Raw genomic sequence first — 19,302 nt, 5'->3', positions numbered from 1 at the left:
TCAACTATTTTAGATTTTTTATGAAATATTCATTTTAATTCAAAAAATACAACCGTTATCATCTAAAAAAATGACATTATGTTAAAATAAACCATCAAGAAAAAAGGAGTGATTGATGATGAACAGTACATTTAGTTTGATGCTTTACAGTAAGGACGTTCTAGCTGAAAAAACATTTTGGCAGGCACTTGGTTTTGTGATTATAGAAAAAGAGGACATCATGGGCTACCCAACCTTTGATATGAAGGTCGAGCCTAACTCTCCTGTCACCTTTACCGTTTTTGACTTATCTTTTATTGAAAAAATGTCACCAGAGGTAGCTGATAATCAGCCAAGTATTTTATTTGAAAGTAGTGATTTGGTTGGGTTACATGCTCGGGTCAAGGAAGTTTCTGCCCAAGTCAGCCCGATTCAGGAGCAACCTTTCAAAAACTTTAATTTCCAAGCTCCTAGCGGACAGTATTATGCCGTTAGAGAAGTCTAATTAAAATAAGGTTGAGAGTTTTCTCAACCTTATTTATTATCTTTTAAGTAATCAATAGCTTCCTGAACCGTTTTAACAGGAACAATCTTCATCTTGGTTCCTAATTGTTGGGCTGCTTCTAAGGCTTCTTCATAATTGGTTTTCGTATCAGGATAGGTCTTTAAGACATTCTTGTCAACTGGATTGTTGGGAACGAAGAAAACATCTGCACCAATCGCATCGGCTGCCGCCACCTTGAAGGCTGCACCACCAATATCGCCAACTGAACCATCTTGCTCAATTGTCCCTGTTCCAGCAATGACACGTCCTTGACGCAAATCATCATCAATCAACTGATCATAAATCGCCAGAGTAAACATCAAGCCAGCACTTGGGCCACCGACCCCTTCCAACTGAAACTGAACATCAACATCGGTCACAATTTCTGTATGGTCAACTAGGCCGATACCGATACCATTACGGCCATTTGATAGTTTGATAATCTTACCCTTGGCAGATTTTTTGTTACCGTCTGATGTGTATTGGACAGAAACCGTTTCACCCAAGTCAAGACCACCAACATAGTCAATCAATTCACTAGAGCTTTTGAAGGTTTGATTATTAACTCCTGTCACCGTGTCAGCTAGGTTTAAAATGCCTTTAAATGTTGAATCACTAGCAACATCTAACACATAAACACCTAAAAAGTTTAGACTAACTGGTTGATTCGCCAAGGTTAGAGCTTGGTAAATAGCTCCATTTTGTGACGTTTCCATGTAGAACTGGTTGATCCGCATAAACTCTTCTTCACTGTAACCACCTGTTGTGCCTTCTTCTGACGCTATTTCACTAAAAGGAGTCGCTAGGGCATATAAAATACGGGCAAGCGTTGCTCGACTAACACTGACTGCTGTAAAATTGTAAGAGCCTTGTGCTTCATCATCCTTGTTATTTACTGTTAAAGCTGTTCGTACATCATAAGCACCACCTGGCGTTTCGATATAATAAGGTAGCGGATAAAAAAAGGTAAACAAGATGGCTAAGACTAAACTAACTCCTAACCACCATCTAAATCTTTTGATGCGTTTCATAACTACTTTTCACTTTCTTTGAAACTGGGTCGGGAACATAGGGACTGATGTCTGTTTCAAAAGCAATCAGTTCACGCACCCGACTAGAACTCACATATTGGTATTGAAAATCAGTCAAGAAAAAGACAGTTTCCAATTCTTGAGCCAATTGCTTATTAAAATAAGTCAAGCTCATTTCATAATCTAAATCAGCTTGATGACGTAAACCACGCACCAAGTGTGTCACCTGTAACTGTCTGGCAACATCAACTGCTAAACTGTTTTGAGCGACGATCACTTCAACATTAGACAAGTGTGCTAGACTATCTCGTAAAAAGATTTGACGCTGGTTAATGTCAAAAAATCCTTTTTTTTCTTGATTATAAAAGAGTCCTACATAGAGTTTATCAAACAATTGACTGGCTCGTTCAATAATAGAAAGGTGACCCTTGGTAATTGGATCAAAGCTTCCTGTAAAAAGACCTATTTTAGCGGACATAGACGGTTACCTTACTAATTCCATAAATTTTTTGTTTCCAAATACCAAATTGACTAAATTCTTCTGGCAAAGCTACTGCCTTATCAGTTTCACAGACAATCATCACTTCTTCTGTTAAAAGCCCTTTTTCTTCCAATAACGTGACTTGTTTAACAATTTCTTCTTTAGCATAAGGAGGATCTAACAAGACCAGATCAAATTGACCTGTTAATTGACTTAAAGCCTGATTGGCATCCATTTTTAACAATTGAAAAGCAGCTTGTCGTTTAGTCATCTGAATATTCGCTTCTATAATTTGCTGAGCCTTGCGGTCTTTTTCAACTAAGACGGCTTGGTTCATTCCACGTGAAATGGCTTCAATAGCCAAGCCACCACTACCAGCAAACAAATCTAAAACCCTGCCCCCATCAAAATAAGGCCCAATCATATTAAACATGGCTCCTTTGACCTTGTCTGTGGTAGGTCGTGTTGTTTGACCAGACAAGGTTTTCAAGGGACGGCCACCAAATTCTCCTGCTACAACTCTCATAAATTTTATTATATCAAATTTTGGCTTAAAAGCTAAAGAAAAACCAAGTCCTTACTTGGTTTTAATCATACTGCCTTAAAAATTCAGATAAGGCTGCTAATCCTTTGATTAGAGTGTCTGTCGAAGTACAATAACCTAGCCTTGCATAGCCTGGCATGTCAAAACGGTTTCCTGGAACAAGCAAGACCCCTTTTTCTTTCAATAGACGAATGCAGAACTTTTCGGTTTCTTCTGGAATATCAAGTTTGATGAACGAGGTTGACACATGGCGTGGAAAAATCAATGACACACGTTTTTCCTTTGCCACCCAGTCTTTGACAATGGCTAAGTTTTTAGCCACCAAAGCACGATTACGTGATAAAATCGTTTCGCGATGTTTCAACACATGAACTGCCAAAAAATCATCAATGACACCGCTACAAATCATAGTATAGTCACGATATTTTCTAAAAATATCTGTTACTGCTTCATTGGCTACCACCCAGCCAATCCGAACTCCAGGAACAGAATAAGTCTTGGATAAACTGTTGGTAGAAATCCCCTTATCATAAAGATCAACGATAGCAGGCACGTCTAAATCTTTCTCTAAAGGTTGATACACTTCATCTGATAGGATATAGGCACCCACTTCTTTAGCAATACTAACCAATTCTTCTAAGAAAGAGCGATCCATAACCGCCCCTGTTGGATTGTTGGCATTGTTGATACAAATCATCTTAGTGTTTGGACGGATTAACTGGCGTAATTCATCCAAAGATGGTAACCAATCTTGCTCCTCCCTAATGTGCCAAAAGGAAACGTCAGATCCTAAAGATTTTGGAATATCATAAAGCTGTTGGTAGGTCGGGTAAAGGGAAACAACATGGTCTTCTGGCTCAATCAGGGCGTAAAGAGCTAAGTGATTGGCACCTGTCGCTCCATTGGTCTGTAAGACTTGAGAAGGCTTGACCTGTCGGTACAAACTAGCGACTTCTTCCTTAAAAGCTTGCGATCCCTCAATCCAGCCATAATTCATGGTTTTTGCTGCTAGTTGTTCCAATAGACTTTCTTTTTGATTGCCAAGCGTTAAGATGTCATCTAGGGTCAAAGAAGCAATCGAACTACCCGCAATGTCATAGCGAGCATCATTCTCCCAAACATTTAGCCATTCTTCCACTCCAAAAGCTTGAATCTCCATAACTTATCCTTTCATTTTAAGCGAAAGAGCTTGGCTTGAAAACCAAACTCTTTTTCATTAAATTATAATTTGTCCAGTCATCAAACGAACTAGGGCAAGAAGGGCACCTAAGACTAAAATAGCCACTAATAACCACTCACCTGTTGTGAAAATTTTCTTCTCACCTGCTGCCTGACGTGCTTTAATATAAAAGACAATACCTACTAAGTAAGCAATCAAACAAAGCAACACATAATCAAATCCTGCAACCCAGATTACCCAAATAAAGAAGGCAGAACCTAGTAAGCCAAGGATTACCTGTGGCATATTTTTATGTTGGTAAGCTAGTTTAACTTGGTAAAGCACCACATAAAGCCAAGAAATAAACATTGAGGCCGTACAAAGCGTATAAGCAAATTGATAGGCTTGATCTGTAACCAACAACGTCAACATAAAAATTTGAATTAAAGCTGTCATAAAGACTAGCGAGAAGGTTGGTACCCCTTTGTCATTCAACTCTGCAAATTTAGCTGATAAAAGTTTACGTTGAGCCATAATCGCGGTTGTTTCAACAGGCAACATCATCCAAGACAACCATGAACCAAATAGGGAGATAATCAAGGCGATATTAACCATTACAGGAAACCAGTTGCCAACATCCTTAGTAAAGACATAGCCCAAGGCTGGACTTGGTAAGTTGGCAATTTGATCTTGAGTTAAAATACCATAAGGCAAAATCGATGCTGATACATAAATAATTGCCAAGCTAATCAAGCCAAAAACTGTTGATTTTCCAACTACTGATTGATTTTTAGCCCGATCGGACATCATCGCTGCCCCCTCAATTCCGACAAAAACCCACATAATCGTCATCATTGAATTTTTAACTTGACTAGCCACACTACCTAATTCAAATTGACCTGACTGAGTTCCCCAGAAATTTGTCATAAAAGTATCCATATCAAAAAAGACAAAGGCCAAAATGATACACAGCGCTAAAGGAACAATCTTACAAACTGCAATAATCGTATTTAAGACAATGGCACTCTCAACACCGCGATTAACCAAGTAGCATAAGAACCAAAGTAAACACGAACCAACCACAATAGATAAGAAGTTATCACCATTACCAAAAACTGGAAGTAAGCGAGAGAGAGTTTTCATCATCATGATGACAACTGACACCGTTCCCAACCAAGCAGATAACCAATAGCCCCATCCACTGATAAAACCGTTAAACGGACCAAATCCCTCCTCAGCATAACTAACAATACCAGCTAAGTTTGGTTTTTTCTGACCGATATAAACAATAGATAAACAAAGGGTCAAAACCCCCACACCTGCTACTAGCCAACCAATCAATGCTCCTCCTGGTGCAGTTGCTGATGCCATATCTGTCGGAATGGCAAAAATTCCTGAACCAATGGAAGAAGAAATGACTAAGGCTGTCAGTGCAAAAACTCCTAATTTCTTAGAATCTTTCGACATAGTTATTCTCCTAAATTAACTTTTTTATAATCATACCAAACCATCTCGTTTTTTGCAAGATTATTTTTATATTTTTTACAAAAAATATGATTTTTTGATAAAATATAAGTTTTGTTGACGCTTACATTTTCTTTGTATAGACTTTGTTTTCTGTTTACTTTATATTTTTTCTTTGCTATACTTAAAATGAGAGAGACTTTTATTTAGAAAGGAAGTTCAAATGAATAAAAAAGATGCCCGCCACCAATTGATTCGATCCCTCATTTCTGAGACGAAAATACATACCCAACTGGAATTACAACGTGCCTTAAAACGTAATGGTGTGGAGGTCACTCAAGCCACACTATCTCGAGATATGAAAGAACTCAATCTCGTCAAAGTTGCTTCAGAAAACTCCCACTACGAAATTCATACCGTGTCTCCTGCTCACTGGGAACAACGCTTGCGTTTTTATATGGAAGACGCTCTAATCATGCTCAGACCCGTTCAGCATCAGGTTATTCTAAAAACCTTGCCTGGTCTAGCTCCTTCTTTCGGTTCAATTATTGATGCCATGCAATTTTCTGACGTTCTCGCTACCATTTGCGGCGATGATACTTGTTTGATTATTTGTGAAGATAATGACGCTGCCAAACGTTGCTTCAAAGAAATTAGCCAATACACTCCACCCTTCTTTTTCTTGGGTGATAAATAAGTTAATAACCCCCTTTTCTATTTAAGAAAAGGGGGTATGCTTTATTCAGCTAAGACTTCTAAAAAACTGAGTAAGATTTGTGCGGATTGTTTACCTGCCATCTGAATGAACTCATCAAAGGTCATATTAGCATCATGAGCAGCTGTGTCACTCATTGCTCTAACCACAATAAAAGGCAAGTGACAACTATAAGCGGCTTGGGCGATAGCTGCTCCTTCCATTTCAACTGCTAGAACCTCGGGAAAATGTGACTTAATCACGTCAATTTTATCTTGACCGGCAATAAAACTATCTCCTGTCACAATTAAACCAAGGTGACTCTTTGTCTCATGCTTGTCCAAAACTTGTTCAAAGGTCTTAACAAAAGACGGATCACAATCAAAATACAAGGGTTGCATAGACATTTGACCATAGGTATAGCCAAAAGCTGTAAGATCCACATCATGATAAGCTAACTGCGTTGCCACAACTACATCTCCAATCGCCAATCCATGAGCGACCGCTCCAGCAGAGCCGGTATTGATAATGGCTTTGACCCCAAAATTCTCGGCTAAAATAGCAACACTCATGGCTGACATGACCTTACCAACACCACTTTGAACCAAGACAACGTCATGATTTCCTAGTTTCCCTTGATAGTAAGTATGGCCTAAAACCTCTTGGGTAATCTTTTCATCTAGTGCTTCTACCAAGACCTTTAATTCTTCTTGCATAGCCGCAATAATTCCTATTTTCATCGCTTTATTCCTACCATTTCAAAATTGCATAAATCAAGAGTCCTAGCAAAATTAAGGCAATCATTAAAATCAGATTGAGTTTAGATTGAAACTTCTTTCGTTGAAGTTGTGCTTGACGACGACTCTTGATTGGACCTGTTTGTTTAGGGGTTGAAAAATCATCTGAAAACCTTGTTTTAGTCATTTTACTCACCTCTTTTATCATAGATGAAGGGCATAATATTGTAGGGCAATCAAGGTCTTGGCATCTTGTAATTGCCCTGATTTAACCAATTCCATGCACTCTTCATAACTTAATTCTAAAACTTCAATCATCTCATCATCATCCATGGGACGAGGATTTTCTACTTTGACCAACTGATTAGCCAAATAGAGTTTAATTTTTTCATCACAAAAACCAATAGACGTGTAAAATTCATAAAGAAAGGTCAAGTCACCTGTATAACCCGTTTCTTCTTCCAATTCTCGCAAGGCCGCTGCTTCTTCTGAATGAGCCTCGCCAAGTTCCAACTTGCCTGCCGGGATTTCATAAGAGATCCTTTCAATCGCTTTTCGATACTGCTTAACCAAGATAATCTTATCTTCTTTTGTCACAGCTAAAACGGCTACTGCTCCCTTATGGAAAACCAACTCCCGTTGACTCCTTCCAAGACCATTAGGAAGTTCGACTAGATCTACTGCAACTTCAAAAATCTTACCTTGAAAAATGCTCTCACGTTTAATTGTTTTTTCTTCAAAATCCATCTTGTTACCCTATTTTTGTTGGGGATGATGTGGGAACTTAGTCGCATAACCTTCTTTAGTTACCTGACGACTACGTCCAAGGGCCAGGGCATCTGTAGCCACATCATCTGTAATGACCGACCCTGCTGCTGTTAAGGCATAATCTCCTACTGACAGGGGTGCAATGAGAGTTGAATGACTACCAATAAAGGCTCCCTTGCCGACATGGGTTGCATATTTTCCTTGACCGTCATAGTTGACGGTGATAGTACCAGCACCAATATTGACATCAGAGCCAACGTCTGCATTGCCAATATAAGTCAGATGACCTGCCTTGCTATTTTCTCCAATTGATGAGGATTTAACTTCGACAAAATTACCGATATGCACCTTATTTTCCAAAACTGAGTCTGGTCGAATATGAGCGTAAGGGCCAATCGTCACATCAGAGCCAACTTGAGACTGTTCAATCATTGAACTTGTGATGACAGACCCTTGACCAATAACAGAATCAACTACCACCGTTCCGTTGGTCAAAATGGCCTCACTGGCAATCTTGGTCTGTCCTTTAAGGACAACATTAGCCTCAAGTGTCACATCCGCAGCAATCTCCACATCAATATCAATATAGGTCGCTTCTGGATTGATAAAGGTCACCCCATTTAGCATGTGGGTTTGATTGATACGCTGACGCATGACTTTTTCAGCAGTTGCTAGGGCTAGGCGGTCATTGACACCCAAACTTTCATTGAAATCACGTAGCTTATAGGCACCAACCTTTTCTCCTGCCTCCTTGAAAATACCAATAACATCTGTCAAATAGTACTCACCTTGAGCATTGTCTGTATTGATATTTTTTAAGGCTTCAAACAGGCGTTTGTTATCAAAAACATAAGTGCCTGTGTTGATTTCCTTGATTTGTTGCTCAAAATCAGAGGCATCTTTTTGCTCAACAATCTTAACCACTTCGTCAATCTGATTACGGACAATACGACCATAACCAAACGGATTGTCTGCTTGGGCTGTGAGAATAGTGGCAACATTTTTATGACTAACATGAAAATCAATCAAAGCTGTTAGGCTCTCTCCTGTGATTAAGGGGGTGTCACCGGCAATGACTAAGGTCTGGCCCTCCAAGGCTGCCAACTGTTCCTCAGCCATTAAAACCGCATGACCTGTGCCCAACTGCTCGGTTTGAAGAACAAACTCGGTTTGCTCTCCTAAAACTTGTTGTACCAACTCTGCTTGATGACCAACAACCGTCACCATTTTTTCAGGGTTGATGGCTGATACACTACGAAACACATGCTCTAGCATGCTGATTCCTGCCACTTGATGTAATACTTTTGGTAAATCTGACTTCATGCGTGTGCCTTTGCCAGCTGCCAAAATGATTGCATAATTACTCATACTAACTAGTCTTCCATTCTTTCAAGATACTTCTTACATTATATCATATTTTCAGTCATCTTCTCATTTTTCCATGAGATTGCTCCTCGTTAATAACAAAACTTCCCAACTGGCGTTAGGAAGCCTTATCATAACATACCTAATCATTAAACCTCGCTTCATGTTGTTTGTTAAATAACGTTTGAAGATTGATTAAAGGTTTAGGTTGAACTGCCAAAACTGGAGAAATGATTTCTGATGAGAGTTGACTAGCTTTATCTCGATATTTTATATCTTTTGATTGAAATGAATTGCCTTCTTCACTATGATCATAATAAGTAAATTGACCTTTCTCATTAAACCAATAACTATCATCAGAAATACTGTTACCTTTTTGATTATAATTAAAACTATACATTAGATAATATTCATCATCATTTTCTTGATAAGCCAGCAATGCAAGTTCTCGATTTTGTTGTATAACATTATAGATTGTTCCACGACCTTTAAATCTAAAGAAAATATTATCTTGATCGGGTTCTTTAATCTGACCAACATAATCTACTACTAAAGCTAATTCTGGATTAGTGCCTTTTTTCCTTGATAGTTGTTGAACATAATAACCGGCATAATGCGATAGGTTATAGGCGATATAGAGCTTAGATAAGCCATACAGTAAACTTACAGTAACGATGAGAAGTAAAGTCTTTTTAATCATTAAACCTCGCTTCATGTTTTTGGTTAAATAACGTTTGAAGATTGATTAAAGGTTTAGGTTGAACTGCCAAAACTGGAGAGAAAGATTGTTAAATCACTTGCTTCTTTTTCATTCCTAATGCGCCTTTCTAATCTCAAGTTCATTATAGCATAGCTACCAAGAAATTTCTAAAAAAATAAAAGCGATTACACCAACTACTCTACAAGTCCTTATCATGATTCTGATTGATTCGTTCATTTTTTTGGGGGTAAAGTTCTTTTGTTCGTGATTCTTTTCTGCCTTTTTTGGGAAAGACACTTTCGTTCGTCATTCTCTTTTGCCTTTTTTGGGCAAAGTTCTTTTGTTCGTCATTCTCTTCTGCCCTTTTTGGGCAAGACACTTTTGTTCGTTATTCTCTTCTGCCTTTTTTGGGCAAAGCTCTTTTGTTCGTCATTCTCTTCTGCCCTTTTTGGGCAAAGTTCTTTCGTTCGTTATTCTCTTCTGCCCTTTTTGGGCAAGAAACTCTTATTCATCATTCTCTTCTGTCCTTTTTGGGCAAGATATTTTTATTCGTGTGTCTTTTCTACACCAAACAAGTCGAAAAAAACGTTTTAAGTTTTTGTCAAAAATGACTTCCTCAAGCAAGCAAAAACAGCCCTTTCCATAAGAGATAAGAGCTGTTTTTTATGATAATCTATTAACCTTTCATTGATGACGCAGCTTGGTCTAGCACCTGCATCACTGCTCGGCTATGATCCAAATAGGTTTGAGCTTTTTGATAATCTTTTGTCGTAATCATCTCATTGAAAGCGATAAATTCATCTGCCATACGGTGATGAGCTGCGTTTTGGTTAATCACCTGTATGTCCTGACCATTTAGGGCTAGCGACACTTGTGGCAGACTATTGGTTGGACCATTGACAACCAAAGACCCTTTGTTCCCTTGAATGGTTGAGGTAATGGCTGCACTAGAATCTTTAGAGCCGATACACACCACCTTAAAGTCTTGATAATCCATCACCAAAAGTCCTGACGTATCCACCCCTTGATCCATGTTGGGCAAATACTGGACGCTATGCGGTGCACCAAATAAACCAACTACCAAGTGAATGTTGTAAATGTTCAAATCTCTAAGAGCCCCACCACCTTGTTTAGGATCAAAAGCTGGGGCAATCTCGCCACGTTTGAAGGCATCATAACGTGATGAATACTGAGAGTAATTACAAGTCACGACCTTAATCTCACCCAACTGATGTAAATTCTCTTTTAAGTAGGTGAAATTCGGCAAATATTGGTTGGTAATAGCTTCCAAGAGCAAGAGTTGACGCTCCTTAGCCAAGACCACCAAGTCTTCTAATTCGTCTGCTGTCATGGTAAAAGGCTTTTCACAAATGACATGTTTGCCAGCCAACAAGGCCTTTTTGGCATACTCATAATGAAGGTGATTAGGCAAGGCAACATAGATGGTATCAAGTCGCTCATCTGCCAAAAATTCTTCATAGTCACTGGTTGCAAGTGGCAGTTGATAGGTCTGTGCCAATTCCTTTGCCAAAGGCAAACTCCTTGGGGTAGATAAGATACCTACTAGCTCAAGCCCCTCAATCTCCGCCAAGACAGGCAAGACTTCCTTGACAATCATGCCTGTTCCTAAAATTCCTAGTTTCATTTATACTCCTTCTGGTCGATAGACCACCTCAAATTCTTCACAAACGACCAAACTATTTTCAGTAAAGGTCAACTGACCATTTTTTAACCATTGGCTAAACAAGTCCCAATGCACTTGACGCCAGTAAGCTAGACTACGATCACCTTCTCCTTCCTTGTCGGCATGCTCTGCCGATACCTCCTTAAAAGGAACGACGGTCACCTTGGTCGTTCTAATCATACACACCGGATCATCTTGACTATTCAAAATAATGCTATGATCGCCGACCTTGACAAGCGGTTCATCATGAAGTAGATACTCATCATAAGCCGATGCTGTTGCTGTTTTTTTACCATCCAAGACCAACTGGGCCAATTGATCTGGCTCAGCTCCAAATTGCCAAGCTTCTATGTGGCTATCACAATCAGGATTGATTGCTTGATAGGTTCTTATCATTTCTTCTATTGTCATAACAAATTCCTTTTCCTACTTCAAACTCCAACCACCATCAATCCCAATAATCTGTCCTTGCATAGATTGTGCCTTGCCACTGGCTAAAAACATAGTTAAATCTGCTATTTCTTGAGGTTGCGTCCATCGTCCAATCGGCGTCTGCTCGGCAACCCAGTCAGCCATGCCGCCCTCTTCAAAATCACTTTGGGTCATGCCTGTCTGGACAGCCCCAGGAGCAATCCCAAAGACTTGAATTCCCTCCAAGGCATAGTCCAAAGCCAACTGCTTGGTCAAGCCAGCCAAGGCATGCTTACTAGAGGTGTAGGCTGCACCACCCCCACCTGCTAGCTGACTAGCAATCGAACACATATTGATGATGATGCCTTCTTTTCGTTCAATCATGTCTGGTAGATAATGGCGAATCAACTTCAGCGTTGCAAAGAAATTTACCGCAAAAACCTGCTCAAAGACTTCTTCTGAACAAGCTAGCAAAGGTTGATAGTCATCCAAAATCCCTGCTGTATTACAGAGAATATCCACGCTTGGCAGTTGCTGAAAAAGAGGAGCTAAGTCCTCTTGTAAATCTAGTTGGATAAATTGGAAATCTCCTGTCAAGTTGGGGGCATAGGCCCTATCCACACCGACTACTCGATAGCCTTGTTCTAGAAAACTAGAGGCTTGAGCAAGGCCGATACCACTTGACACTCCTGTCACCAATACCGTCTTAGTCATCAACTGCTACCCAGTCTGTTGCCAAGACATCACAAGGGGTAGGGCTCCACATTGAAAATCCCTCGCCATCCCCTGAAACATTGATGAGAAAATAAGGTGTTGCCTCCAATTTCTCACCGTTAACCTCAATAGTATCAAACAGTTGAACGTAATTTTCAGCCCCAGCCCAGCCTGTACGAACATATTTTTTCTTGGCTTTAAGGCCTGGTAAAATTTCTTCAAAGGTCATCTTTTTCTCCTTAACCAATTACACTACCATTAGGTACTTGTTCATCAACAGTCAACAAGGTTAATTTGCCATCATGTTCGGCTGACAAAATCATCCCCTGACTAATCAAGCCCATCATTTTTCTTGGCTTTAGATTGGCTACAATCTGCAACTTTTTACCTAACAATTCTTGTTCATTAGGATAATATTTAGCAATTCCTGATAGGATTTGACGATCTTCGCCATCTCCTGCATCCAACCTAAACTTAAGTAATTTATCAGACCCTTCAACCTTCTCAACAGCCTTAACTTCTGCCACACGGATTTCCACCGCATCAAAGGTGTCAAATTTAATGGTTGACTTGCTTGATGTCAATTCAACTTTTTCTGGATCCCACTCGATTTCTTCTTGTGGTTTGTTAGCTGCCATCTGTTCTTTAATATAAGCAATTTCATCGTCCATGTCTAGACGTGGGAAAATCGGTGTCCCTTTTGCAACAACAGTCAAACCACTTGGCAAATCAGATAGGCTAATAGTTGACAACGATGTCACTTTCTCCATGCCCAACTGCTCCATCACCGCTTGGCTAGTCGCCATCATGAACGGCTCAATCAAGTGGGCAATCACGCGCAAGCTAGCTGCTAAATGACTCATGACACTCGCCAGTTCATCTTCTTTACTAGTTTCCTTAGCCAATACCCAAGGGGCTGTTTCATCAATATACTTATTGGTACGCGCAATCAAGCTCCAAACTTCTTCCAAAGCCTTTGGATAATTTACACCATTCATATAGGCATGGAAGTTCTTAATTGCTTCTGCTGCACAAGTTTCCAAGTCAGCATCAAAGGCTGTCACTTGACTGACAAAGGTCGGCACCTGACCATCAAAATATTTGTTAATCATTGCCACAGTTCGATTGAGCAGATTACCAAGGTCATTAGCCAATTCATAGTTAATACGGCCAACATAATCTTCAGGGGTAAAGGTCCCATCTGAGCCTACGGGTAAACTTCTCATGAGATAGTAACGAAGAGAATCCAAGCCATAACGCTCAACCAACATTTCTGGATAAACGACATTGCCTTTTGACTTGGACATTTTACCATCTTGCATGACAAACCAACCATGAGCCACTAATTTTTTTGGCATTGGCAAATCAAGTGCCATAAGGATAATTGGCCAATAAATCGAGTGGAAACGTAAAATATCCTTGCCTAGCATGTGCACATCTGCCGGCCAGAATTGTTCAAATTGGCTTGTGTCATCTTGTCCATAACCAAGTGCCGTGATATAGTTGACCAAGGCGTCAATCCAAACATAAACAACATGCTTAGGATTTGATGGTACCGGCACTCCCCAAGTAAAAGTTGTTCGTGAAACTGCCAAGTCTTCCAAGCCTGGTTCAATAAAGTTTTTCAACATTTCATTCATGCGACCTGCTGGCTGCATAAACTCTGGATGCTCTTGATAAAAAGCAACCAAACGATCTGCATACTTGCTTAGACGTAAGAAATAAGACTCTTCAGACACCCATTCAACTTCATGGCCTGACGGTGCAATACCACCTGTCACCTGACCATTGTCATCACGAAAGACTTCTGCAAGTTGGCTTTCTGTGAAAAATTCTTCATCAGACACACTATACCAACCAGAATATTCCCCCAAATAAATATCATCTTGGGCCAACAAACGTTCAAAAATCTTACCCACGACTTCTTCATGATAGGCATCTGTTGTTCGGATAAATTTATCATAAGAAATATCTAATAATTGCCATAATTCCTTGACACCTGCTGCCATCTGATCAACATAGGCTTGTGGCTCTAAGCCAGCTTCTTTTGCCTTATCTTGAATTTTCTGACCATGCTCATCCAAACCTGTCAGATAAAACACATCGTAGCCCATCAAACGCTTATAGCGAGCTAAAACATCACAAGCAATCGTCGTGTAGGCTGACCCTATATGAAGTTTACCACTAGGATAATAAATCGGTGTTGTAATATAAAATGATTCCTTTGCCATTAGTTTTCTCCTTGCTATCATCTCAAATATAATCAGTCTATTATATCATAAAATAAAGGCAAAACCTACCTTGAATACTGAGTAGGACAAGAAAAAACAGACTGATTTAACAGCCTGTTTCATCAACTATTTTGCTTCAATCAACCCAACATCACCATCTTCACGTTGATAAAGCACATTGGTCTTGCCATCTTCTGCATCAACATAGATAAAGAAATCATGACCCAAGAGTTCCATTTGTAACAACGCTTCTTCTAAAGTCATTGGCTTCAAATCTAGGTTTTTAGTTCGCACAACTTTCAACTCTGTGGTGTCTTCTGAAACTTCCTGCACAAATTCAGGTGTAAAGACTTGACTTGTCGCCACTTTTTCACGATGCTTTTTCATGATTTTAGTTTTGTTCTTACGGATTTGACGCTCAATCTTATCAACAACTAAATCAATCGAGCCGTACATGTCTTGTGACATATCCTCAGCACGAAGGGTTAAGTTACCTAAGGGAATCGTCACTTCAACCTTAGCTGTTTTTTCACGGTAAACCTTTAAATTGACCTTGGCAGTTAACTCTTGGTCTGCATGAAAATATTTTTCAACCTTTGCTAATTTGTTTTCTACATAGGATTGAATGGCTTCAGTAACCTCAATGTTTTCACCACGAACATTATATTTAATCATAAGCAGTACCTCTTTTCTATGTCAGTCTTTTCTATAGTTTTATTATAACGCTTTCAGAATATTTTGGCAAGAATTTAGCGAGCTAACGAGAAAGTTTTAATGTCTCTAACACCTGCTTGATAAAGCACTTGCTTGGCTAAAACTAAGGTAGCTCCTGTGGTATAAATGTCATCAATCAAGAGTATCTTGTCTGGTAAGACTTTATCTTTTTTGAGATAGAAGGTTTGCTGACTGGCTAAACGTTCCTGTCTAGACTTACTGGACTGCTTGATACTATCATGTTTACCTAAAAGATCCAGATAAGGCAGACCTGCCTCATCTAGAAAACCTGTCACTTGATTAAAACGACGCTTGTTCAGACCTTCTGGACTAAGTGGAATTGGTAGAAAGGCATAACCCTTATATTTTTTGATAGCTTGTTTGATATCTTGACTAAACACCTTTCGCAATAGATAATCTCCCTCAAACTTATACTGACTAAAATAAGCCTTCATGGCATCATTGTAACGATAAAGGGCAACGTGATTTACTTGTTTTCCTTGTTCTTGCCAAGCATGGCAATCTGAGCAAAGCTCAGCAATATCTGACTTATAACAAGAAGGGCAATGTTTTTCTGAAATGCTGACAAAATCTTTGCTACAAGTGAAGCACAAATTTGTCTTTGACGGTCTTAATAAAAATAAGTCTGTAAAGGAAAATGAAGAACTTAACGCTTCGTCACACAATAAACATCGCATCAAAAACCTCCCACTTGATTCATGACTTTAATTTCTTTAATAGCGGCTACCATCGCTTTAGTTTTGCCATTATGAAAAAAGATGAGTTGACCTGTAGGACGTTCCTGACTTCGTCCTACTCGCCCTGAAATCTGCACAAGAGATGAACGTGTATAAAGTTTATGATTGCTCCAGAGTACAAAAACATCGACACAAGGAAAGGTTACACCACGTTCTAAAATGGTTGTGGAAATTAAAACATTTAAGTTTCCTTGTCGAAACTGCTCAACCAAGTCCTTTCGTTCCGGTGTCTGACTGGATACAAACCCAATTTTTTTATCAGGTAAAAAATCTATCAAAAGACGATAAAATTCTTGCCCTAGTTGGATATGAGGAAAGAAAATCAACAAGGGATAGCTTGTTAGTTGTTGTCGTTCAATCATCTCAAGTAATTTCTTTGGTAAACGCTTTTGTTTCATTTTTTCTAGCAGGTCGTCTAGCCAAGTTAGACTTGGTACAACCAAGGGACTATCATGAAAACGTCTAGCTAACTGAACACGTCTTAATTGACCAGTTTTAACTGCTCTATCTAATCTATCGGTTGATGTTGCTGTCAAGAAAATCTTGTTACCATCAGGCTTTAAGGCTAATGCCACAGCTCGATAAAGAAAATCATTATCAACAAAAGGAAATGCGTCCACTTCATCGATAATAATCACGTCAAAAGCCTGATAAAACTTAAAGAGTTGATGAATGGTTGCGATGACTAAAGGAGAACGTTCATAGGCTTTTGATTCACCATGAAGTAAGCTAATAGGACAAGAAAAATCACGTGTTAAGCGGTGGTAAAGCTCAATGCAGACATCAATCCGTGGGCTAACAACAGCGACAGATTTCCCTTGATTGAGTAAACTAGCCAAGGGGCGATAAATCATCTCGGTCTTGCCTGCCCCTGTCACTGCATGAACTAGAATATTTTCTTTTTTATCAATAGCTTTTTGCAGCTCCTCCGATACCTGAGCTTGATATGGGGTTAATTGACCTTGCCAAACCAAAAAATCTCCCTTAGTAAACGGCTCTTGTGGTAGGTAATAAAGAAACTGGTCACTAACTAGACGACCAAAAACAAGGCAAGCTCTGCAATAAAGGGTCTTATCTGGCAAACTCCAACTGTCTTTAATCCGACTGTGACAACGTTGACACGACCATTTTCCATTTTGCTTAAACATAGTGGGCAGACTTTTTGCCAAACCAAGAAACTCCACTGGTAGCTCATCTTGTGGCACTAGGCGACCGTAGTAATTTGCAACATCTTTCATGTCTATTTATTCGTAAAATATGTTAAAATTTTCCTATGAAGAATTACAAAACAATCAAAGCAGACAGCATCTGTGAAGAAGTCATTAAAAAATCACGTTTCATTTGCCATCTGAAACGTATCAACTCAGAAGAAGAGGGGCGTCAGTTTATCAGCCAAATCAAAAAGGAACACTACAAGGCCAACCACTCCTGCTCTGCCATGATTATTGGGGAAAATAGCGAAATTAAACGTTCTAGTGATGACGGTGAGCCAAGTGGCACTGCCGGTGTTCCCATGCTGACTGTTCTTGAAAAACAAGGGCTGACCAATGTCGTTGCCGTTGTTACCCGTTATTTTGGTGGGATCAAACTGGGAGCTGGGGGCTTGATTAGGGCTTATGCCGGTAGTGTGGCACATGCCATCAAAGAAATTGGTGTGGTTGAAGTCAAAGAATTACAAGGGTTAGCTATTGAGATGACCTATCCCCAGTATCAGACCTTTGCCAACTTTTTAGAAAGTCAAGAACTGCAAGAATTTGATCCAGATTTTTCCGTCAATGTCACCACTCATCTCTACTTAGATAAGGATAAAATACAAGATGTTCTTGATAGCCTGACGGAATTTTATCACGGTAAAGTGAATAGTCAGGAGATTGGTCGTCGAGTGGTGGAGGTACCTATTAACACAGAAAAAACATCTTAAGGATATTTTGAGTTCTTCTCTCAACTAAATCAAAACAAAAAGTGATGATAATTGCTATCATCACTCTGTGTTTTTTCTAATCTACATGTTTGTCCTGTACTTTGGAAACAGGCACACCATATTTTGATTCAAGAATTTTACGCTCTTTTTTCACTCTTTCTTCTTCATCTTTGAGATAAGCGTGATAATCTTCAAGCGTGTCAAACGTCCAGAATTTTGCACCTGTTGCTGCAATATGTTGATCTACCTCGTCACGACTTTGAAAAGCGTAAGGGTCAAAACCATCTAGACAAACCAAGCTCCCTTTATACCACTCATAATGTTCTTCTTTTAAGTCAACTGGTAATGTTTCGGCAAATCCGATATGAACACTGTATCGATCTGGAGCTGTAATATAAACCCCTGTCGGACAAAAGCCTTTATCAAATGGCAAGTTTTCTTCTCTTGTCATCATCAATCTCCTTTATTATTTTTTATCATTTCTATTATACATGCACCCCCCCCCCCATTTTGTCAAGGGGGTTAAGGAAAAAAATTAAATTTTTCATCAAAAAAAAACGAATTAACAGATTGTTAATTCGTTTTTAATCGTTATTTACGACGTTTGCGTAAAGCCATTCCCAATGATCCTAGCACTGAACTCAATCCCATCAAGGTTGTTGCAACTGAACTTGTATCACCTGTATTTGGTAGTACTTGTGTATTATGAGTTTCTTTACTTGTTGGAGTTTTTGAGTTCGATGTTCTTGTCTTCGGAACTTCAACTGATTTAGTTGATTTGCTTGGCTCTGGTGTTGGTTCCGGAGTTGGCTCTGGCGTTGGTTCCGGAGTTGGCTCTGGTGTTGGTTCCGGAGTCGGCTCTGGCGTTGGTTCCGGAGTTGGCTCTGGTGTCGGTTCCGGAGTTGGTTCCGGAGTCGGCTCTGGTGTTGGTTCCGGAGTTGGCTCTGGCGTTGGTTCCGGAGTCGGCTCTGGTGTTGGTTCCGGAGTTGGCTCTGGTGTTGGTTCCGGAGTCGGCTCTGGTGTTGGTTCCGGAGTCGGCTCTGGTGTTGGTTCCGGAGTTGGCTCTGGCGTTGGTTCCGGAGTCGGCTCTGGTGTTGGTTCCGGAGTTGGCTCTGGTGTTGGTTCCGGAGTTGGCTCTGGCGTTGGTTCCGGAGTTGGCTCTGGTGTTGGTTCCGGAGTTGGCTCTGGCGTTGGTTCCGGAGTTGGCTCTGGTGTTGGTTCCGGAGTTGGCTCTGGCGTTGGTTCCGGAGTTGGCTCTGGTACCAAACGATAGTCATAAACTACTCGAGTTTCACCTTCTGTAAGAAGACCACTTGATTCACCTGAACGTTTTTGAACAAGTTCATAGACCTTACCGTCTGCTGCTGTAATGCTGCTTGGTACTGAATCGGTAACATCATAGC

23 protein-coding genes are annotated in these 19,302 nt (G+C 39.9%); 3 read left to right on the top strand and 20 right to left on the bottom strand.

Annotated elements, in window-relative coordinates:
* Positions 1-115: 115 nt before the first annotated feature.
* Positions 116-484, top strand: a complete 369-nt coding sequence (locus FRX51_RS03780; protein ID WP_146495971.1) for a glyoxalase — start codon at positions 116-118, stop codon at positions 482-484.
* A gap of 29 nt (positions 485-513) precedes the next feature.
* Here FRX51_RS03780 and FRX51_RS03775 read toward each other — a convergent pair whose 3' ends face one another.
* The 5 genes from FRX51_RS03775 to arcD all read right to left on the bottom strand — a co-directional run bounded on the left by FRX51_RS03775 (position 514) and on the right by arcD (position 5,205).
* Positions 514-1,554 (bottom strand): SepM family pheromone-processing serine protease, encoded by a 1,041-nt coding sequence (locus FRX51_RS03775; protein WP_146495968.1) that lies wholly within the window; start codon positions 1,552-1,554, stop codon positions 514-516.
* Entirely contained in the window at positions 1,532-2,032 is a 501-nt protein-coding gene (gene coaD / locus FRX51_RS03770) for a pantetheine-phosphate adenylyltransferase (protein ID WP_146495967.1), read from the bottom strand. Before coaD ends, FRX51_RS03775 begins: the two co-directional genes overlap by 23 nt.
* Entirely contained in the window at positions 2,022-2,561 is a 540-nt protein-coding gene (gene rsmD, locus FRX51_RS03765) for a 16S rRNA (guanine(966)-N(2))-methyltransferase RsmD (RefSeq protein WP_261379149.1), read from the bottom strand. The genes coaD and rsmD overlap by 11 nt, the downstream gene beginning before the upstream one ends.
* A gap of 61 nt (positions 2,562-2,622) precedes the next feature.
* Positions 2,623-3,738 carry an aminotransferase gene (locus tag FRX51_RS03760; RefSeq protein ID WP_146495962.1) on the bottom strand — a complete coding sequence of 372 codons (1,116 nt, stop codon included), beginning with the start codon at positions 3,736-3,738 and terminating at the stop codon, positions 2,623-2,625.
* Between the two features lie 57 nt (positions 3,739-3,795).
* On the bottom strand, positions 3,796-5,205 hold the full coding sequence (gene arcD, locus FRX51_RS03755; protein ID WP_146495960.1) for an arginine-ornithine antiporter: 1,410 nt from the start codon (positions 5,203-5,205) through the stop codon (positions 3,796-3,798).
* A 220-nt stretch (positions 5,206-5,425) separates the two neighbouring features.
* On the opposite strand from arcD, the gene FRX51_RS03750 reads away from it, so the two are divergent.
* Positions 5,426-5,899, top strand: a complete 474-nt coding sequence (locus tag FRX51_RS03750; RefSeq protein ID WP_146495959.1) for an arginine repressor — start codon at positions 5,426-5,428, stop codon at positions 5,897-5,899.
* A 41-nt stretch (positions 5,900-5,940) separates the two neighbouring features.
* On the opposite strand, the gene FRX51_RS03745 is transcribed toward FRX51_RS03750, so the two are convergent.
* The 13 genes from FRX51_RS03745 to FRX51_RS03690 form a co-directional block, all read right to left on the bottom strand.
* Positions 5,941-6,636 (bottom strand): 5'-methylthioadenosine/adenosylhomocysteine nucleosidase, encoded by a 696-nt coding sequence (locus tag FRX51_RS03745; protein WP_146495957.1) that lies wholly within the window; start codon positions 6,634-6,636, stop codon positions 5,941-5,943.
* 10 nt (positions 6,637-6,646) lie between these two features.
* A complete protein-coding gene (locus tag FRX51_RS05820; RefSeq protein WP_186603348.1) occupies positions 6,647-6,820 on the bottom strand; it encodes a hypothetical protein in 174 nt (57 codons plus the stop codon).
* 17 nt (positions 6,821-6,837) lie between these two features.
* Positions 6,838-7,380 (bottom strand): NUDIX hydrolase, encoded by a 543-nt coding sequence (locus tag FRX51_RS03740; protein WP_146495956.1) that lies wholly within the window; start codon positions 7,378-7,380, stop codon positions 6,838-6,840.
* 9 nt (positions 7,381-7,389) lie between these two features.
* Positions 7,390-8,769 (bottom strand): bifunctional UDP-N-acetylglucosamine diphosphorylase/glucosamine-1-phosphate N-acetyltransferase GlmU, encoded by a 1,380-nt coding sequence (gene glmU, locus FRX51_RS03735; RefSeq protein ID WP_146495955.1) that lies wholly within the window; start codon positions 8,767-8,769, stop codon positions 7,390-7,392.
* 139 nt (positions 8,770-8,908) lie between these two features.
* Positions 8,909-9,481, bottom strand: coding sequence for a hypothetical protein (locus FRX51_RS03730; protein WP_146495954.1), 573 nt, complete (start codon positions 9,479-9,481; stop codon positions 8,909-8,911).
* Positions 9,482-10,142: 661 nt separating this feature from the next.
* Positions 10,143-11,111: a Gfo/Idh/MocA family protein gene (locus tag FRX51_RS03725; protein WP_146495953.1), complete on the bottom strand. Its 969-nt coding sequence runs from the start codon at positions 11,109-11,111 to the stop codon at positions 10,143-10,145.
* Complete coding sequence (locus tag FRX51_RS03720; protein ID WP_146495952.1) at positions 11,112-11,561, bottom strand: ASCH domain-containing protein; 450 nt, start codon at positions 11,559-11,561, stop codon at positions 11,112-11,114.
* Positions 11,562-11,576: 15 nt separating this feature from the next.
* Positions 11,577-12,275, bottom strand: a complete 699-nt coding sequence (locus FRX51_RS03715) for a 3-oxoacyl-ACP reductase (RefSeq protein ID WP_146495951.1) — start codon at positions 12,273-12,275, stop codon at positions 11,577-11,579.
* On the bottom strand, positions 12,268-12,504 hold the full coding sequence (locus FRX51_RS03710; RefSeq protein WP_146495950.1) for a DUF2829 domain-containing protein: 237 nt from the start codon (positions 12,502-12,504) through the stop codon (positions 12,268-12,270). The genes FRX51_RS03715 and FRX51_RS03710 overlap by 8 nt, the downstream gene beginning before the upstream one ends.
* A gap of 10 nt (positions 12,505-12,514) precedes the next feature.
* Positions 12,515-14,506: a methionine--tRNA ligase gene (gene metG / locus FRX51_RS03705; protein WP_146495949.1), complete on the bottom strand. Its 1,992-nt coding sequence runs from the start codon at positions 14,504-14,506 to the stop codon at positions 12,515-12,517.
* 126 nt (positions 14,507-14,632) lie between these two features.
* Positions 14,633-15,181 carry a ribosome hibernation-promoting factor, HPF/YfiA family gene (gene hpf / locus FRX51_RS03700; RefSeq protein WP_146461813.1) on the bottom strand — a complete coding sequence of 183 codons (549 nt, stop codon included), beginning with the start codon at positions 15,179-15,181 and terminating at the stop codon, positions 14,633-14,635.
* A 74-nt stretch (positions 15,182-15,255) separates the two neighbouring features.
* The gene (locus tag FRX51_RS03695; RefSeq protein WP_146495948.1) at positions 15,256-15,918 is read right to left on the bottom strand and encodes a ComF family protein; all 663 of its coding nucleotides are present in this window, start codon (positions 15,916-15,918) and stop codon (positions 15,256-15,258) included.
* On the bottom strand, positions 15,918-17,216 hold the full coding sequence (locus FRX51_RS03690; protein WP_146495947.1) for a DEAD/DEAH box helicase: 1,299 nt from the start codon (positions 17,214-17,216) through the stop codon (positions 15,918-15,920). Before FRX51_RS03690 ends, FRX51_RS03695 begins: the two co-directional genes overlap by 1 nt.
* Before the next feature lie 35 nt (positions 17,217-17,251).
* Here FRX51_RS03690 and FRX51_RS03685 point away from each other — a divergent pair, with 35 nt between their 5' ends.
* On the top strand, positions 17,252-17,899 hold the full coding sequence (locus tag FRX51_RS03685) for a YigZ family protein (protein WP_146495946.1): 648 nt from the start codon (positions 17,252-17,254) through the stop codon (positions 17,897-17,899).
* Between the two features lie 76 nt (positions 17,900-17,975).
* Here the strand turns inward: FRX51_RS03685 and FRX51_RS03680 are convergent, their stop codons facing one another.
* Positions 17,976-18,350, bottom strand: coding sequence for a hypothetical protein (locus FRX51_RS03680; protein ID WP_146495945.1), 375 nt, complete (start codon positions 18,348-18,350; stop codon positions 17,976-17,978).
* Between the two features lie 140 nt (positions 18,351-18,490).
* On the bottom strand, positions 18,491-19,302 hold an 812-nt coding region (locus tag FRX51_RS05850; RefSeq protein ID WP_222430693.1), incomplete at its 5' end, for an LPXTG cell wall anchor domain-containing protein.

Origin of the sequence: Streptococcus sp. sy010 (assembly GCF_007859175.1) — a bacterium.
Classification (GTDB): Bacteria; Bacillota; Bacilli; order Lactobacillales; family Streptococcaceae; genus Streptococcus.
The sequence above is the reverse complement of the archived record's forward strand: the minus strand, read 5'-3'. Positions and strand labels throughout refer to the sequence as shown.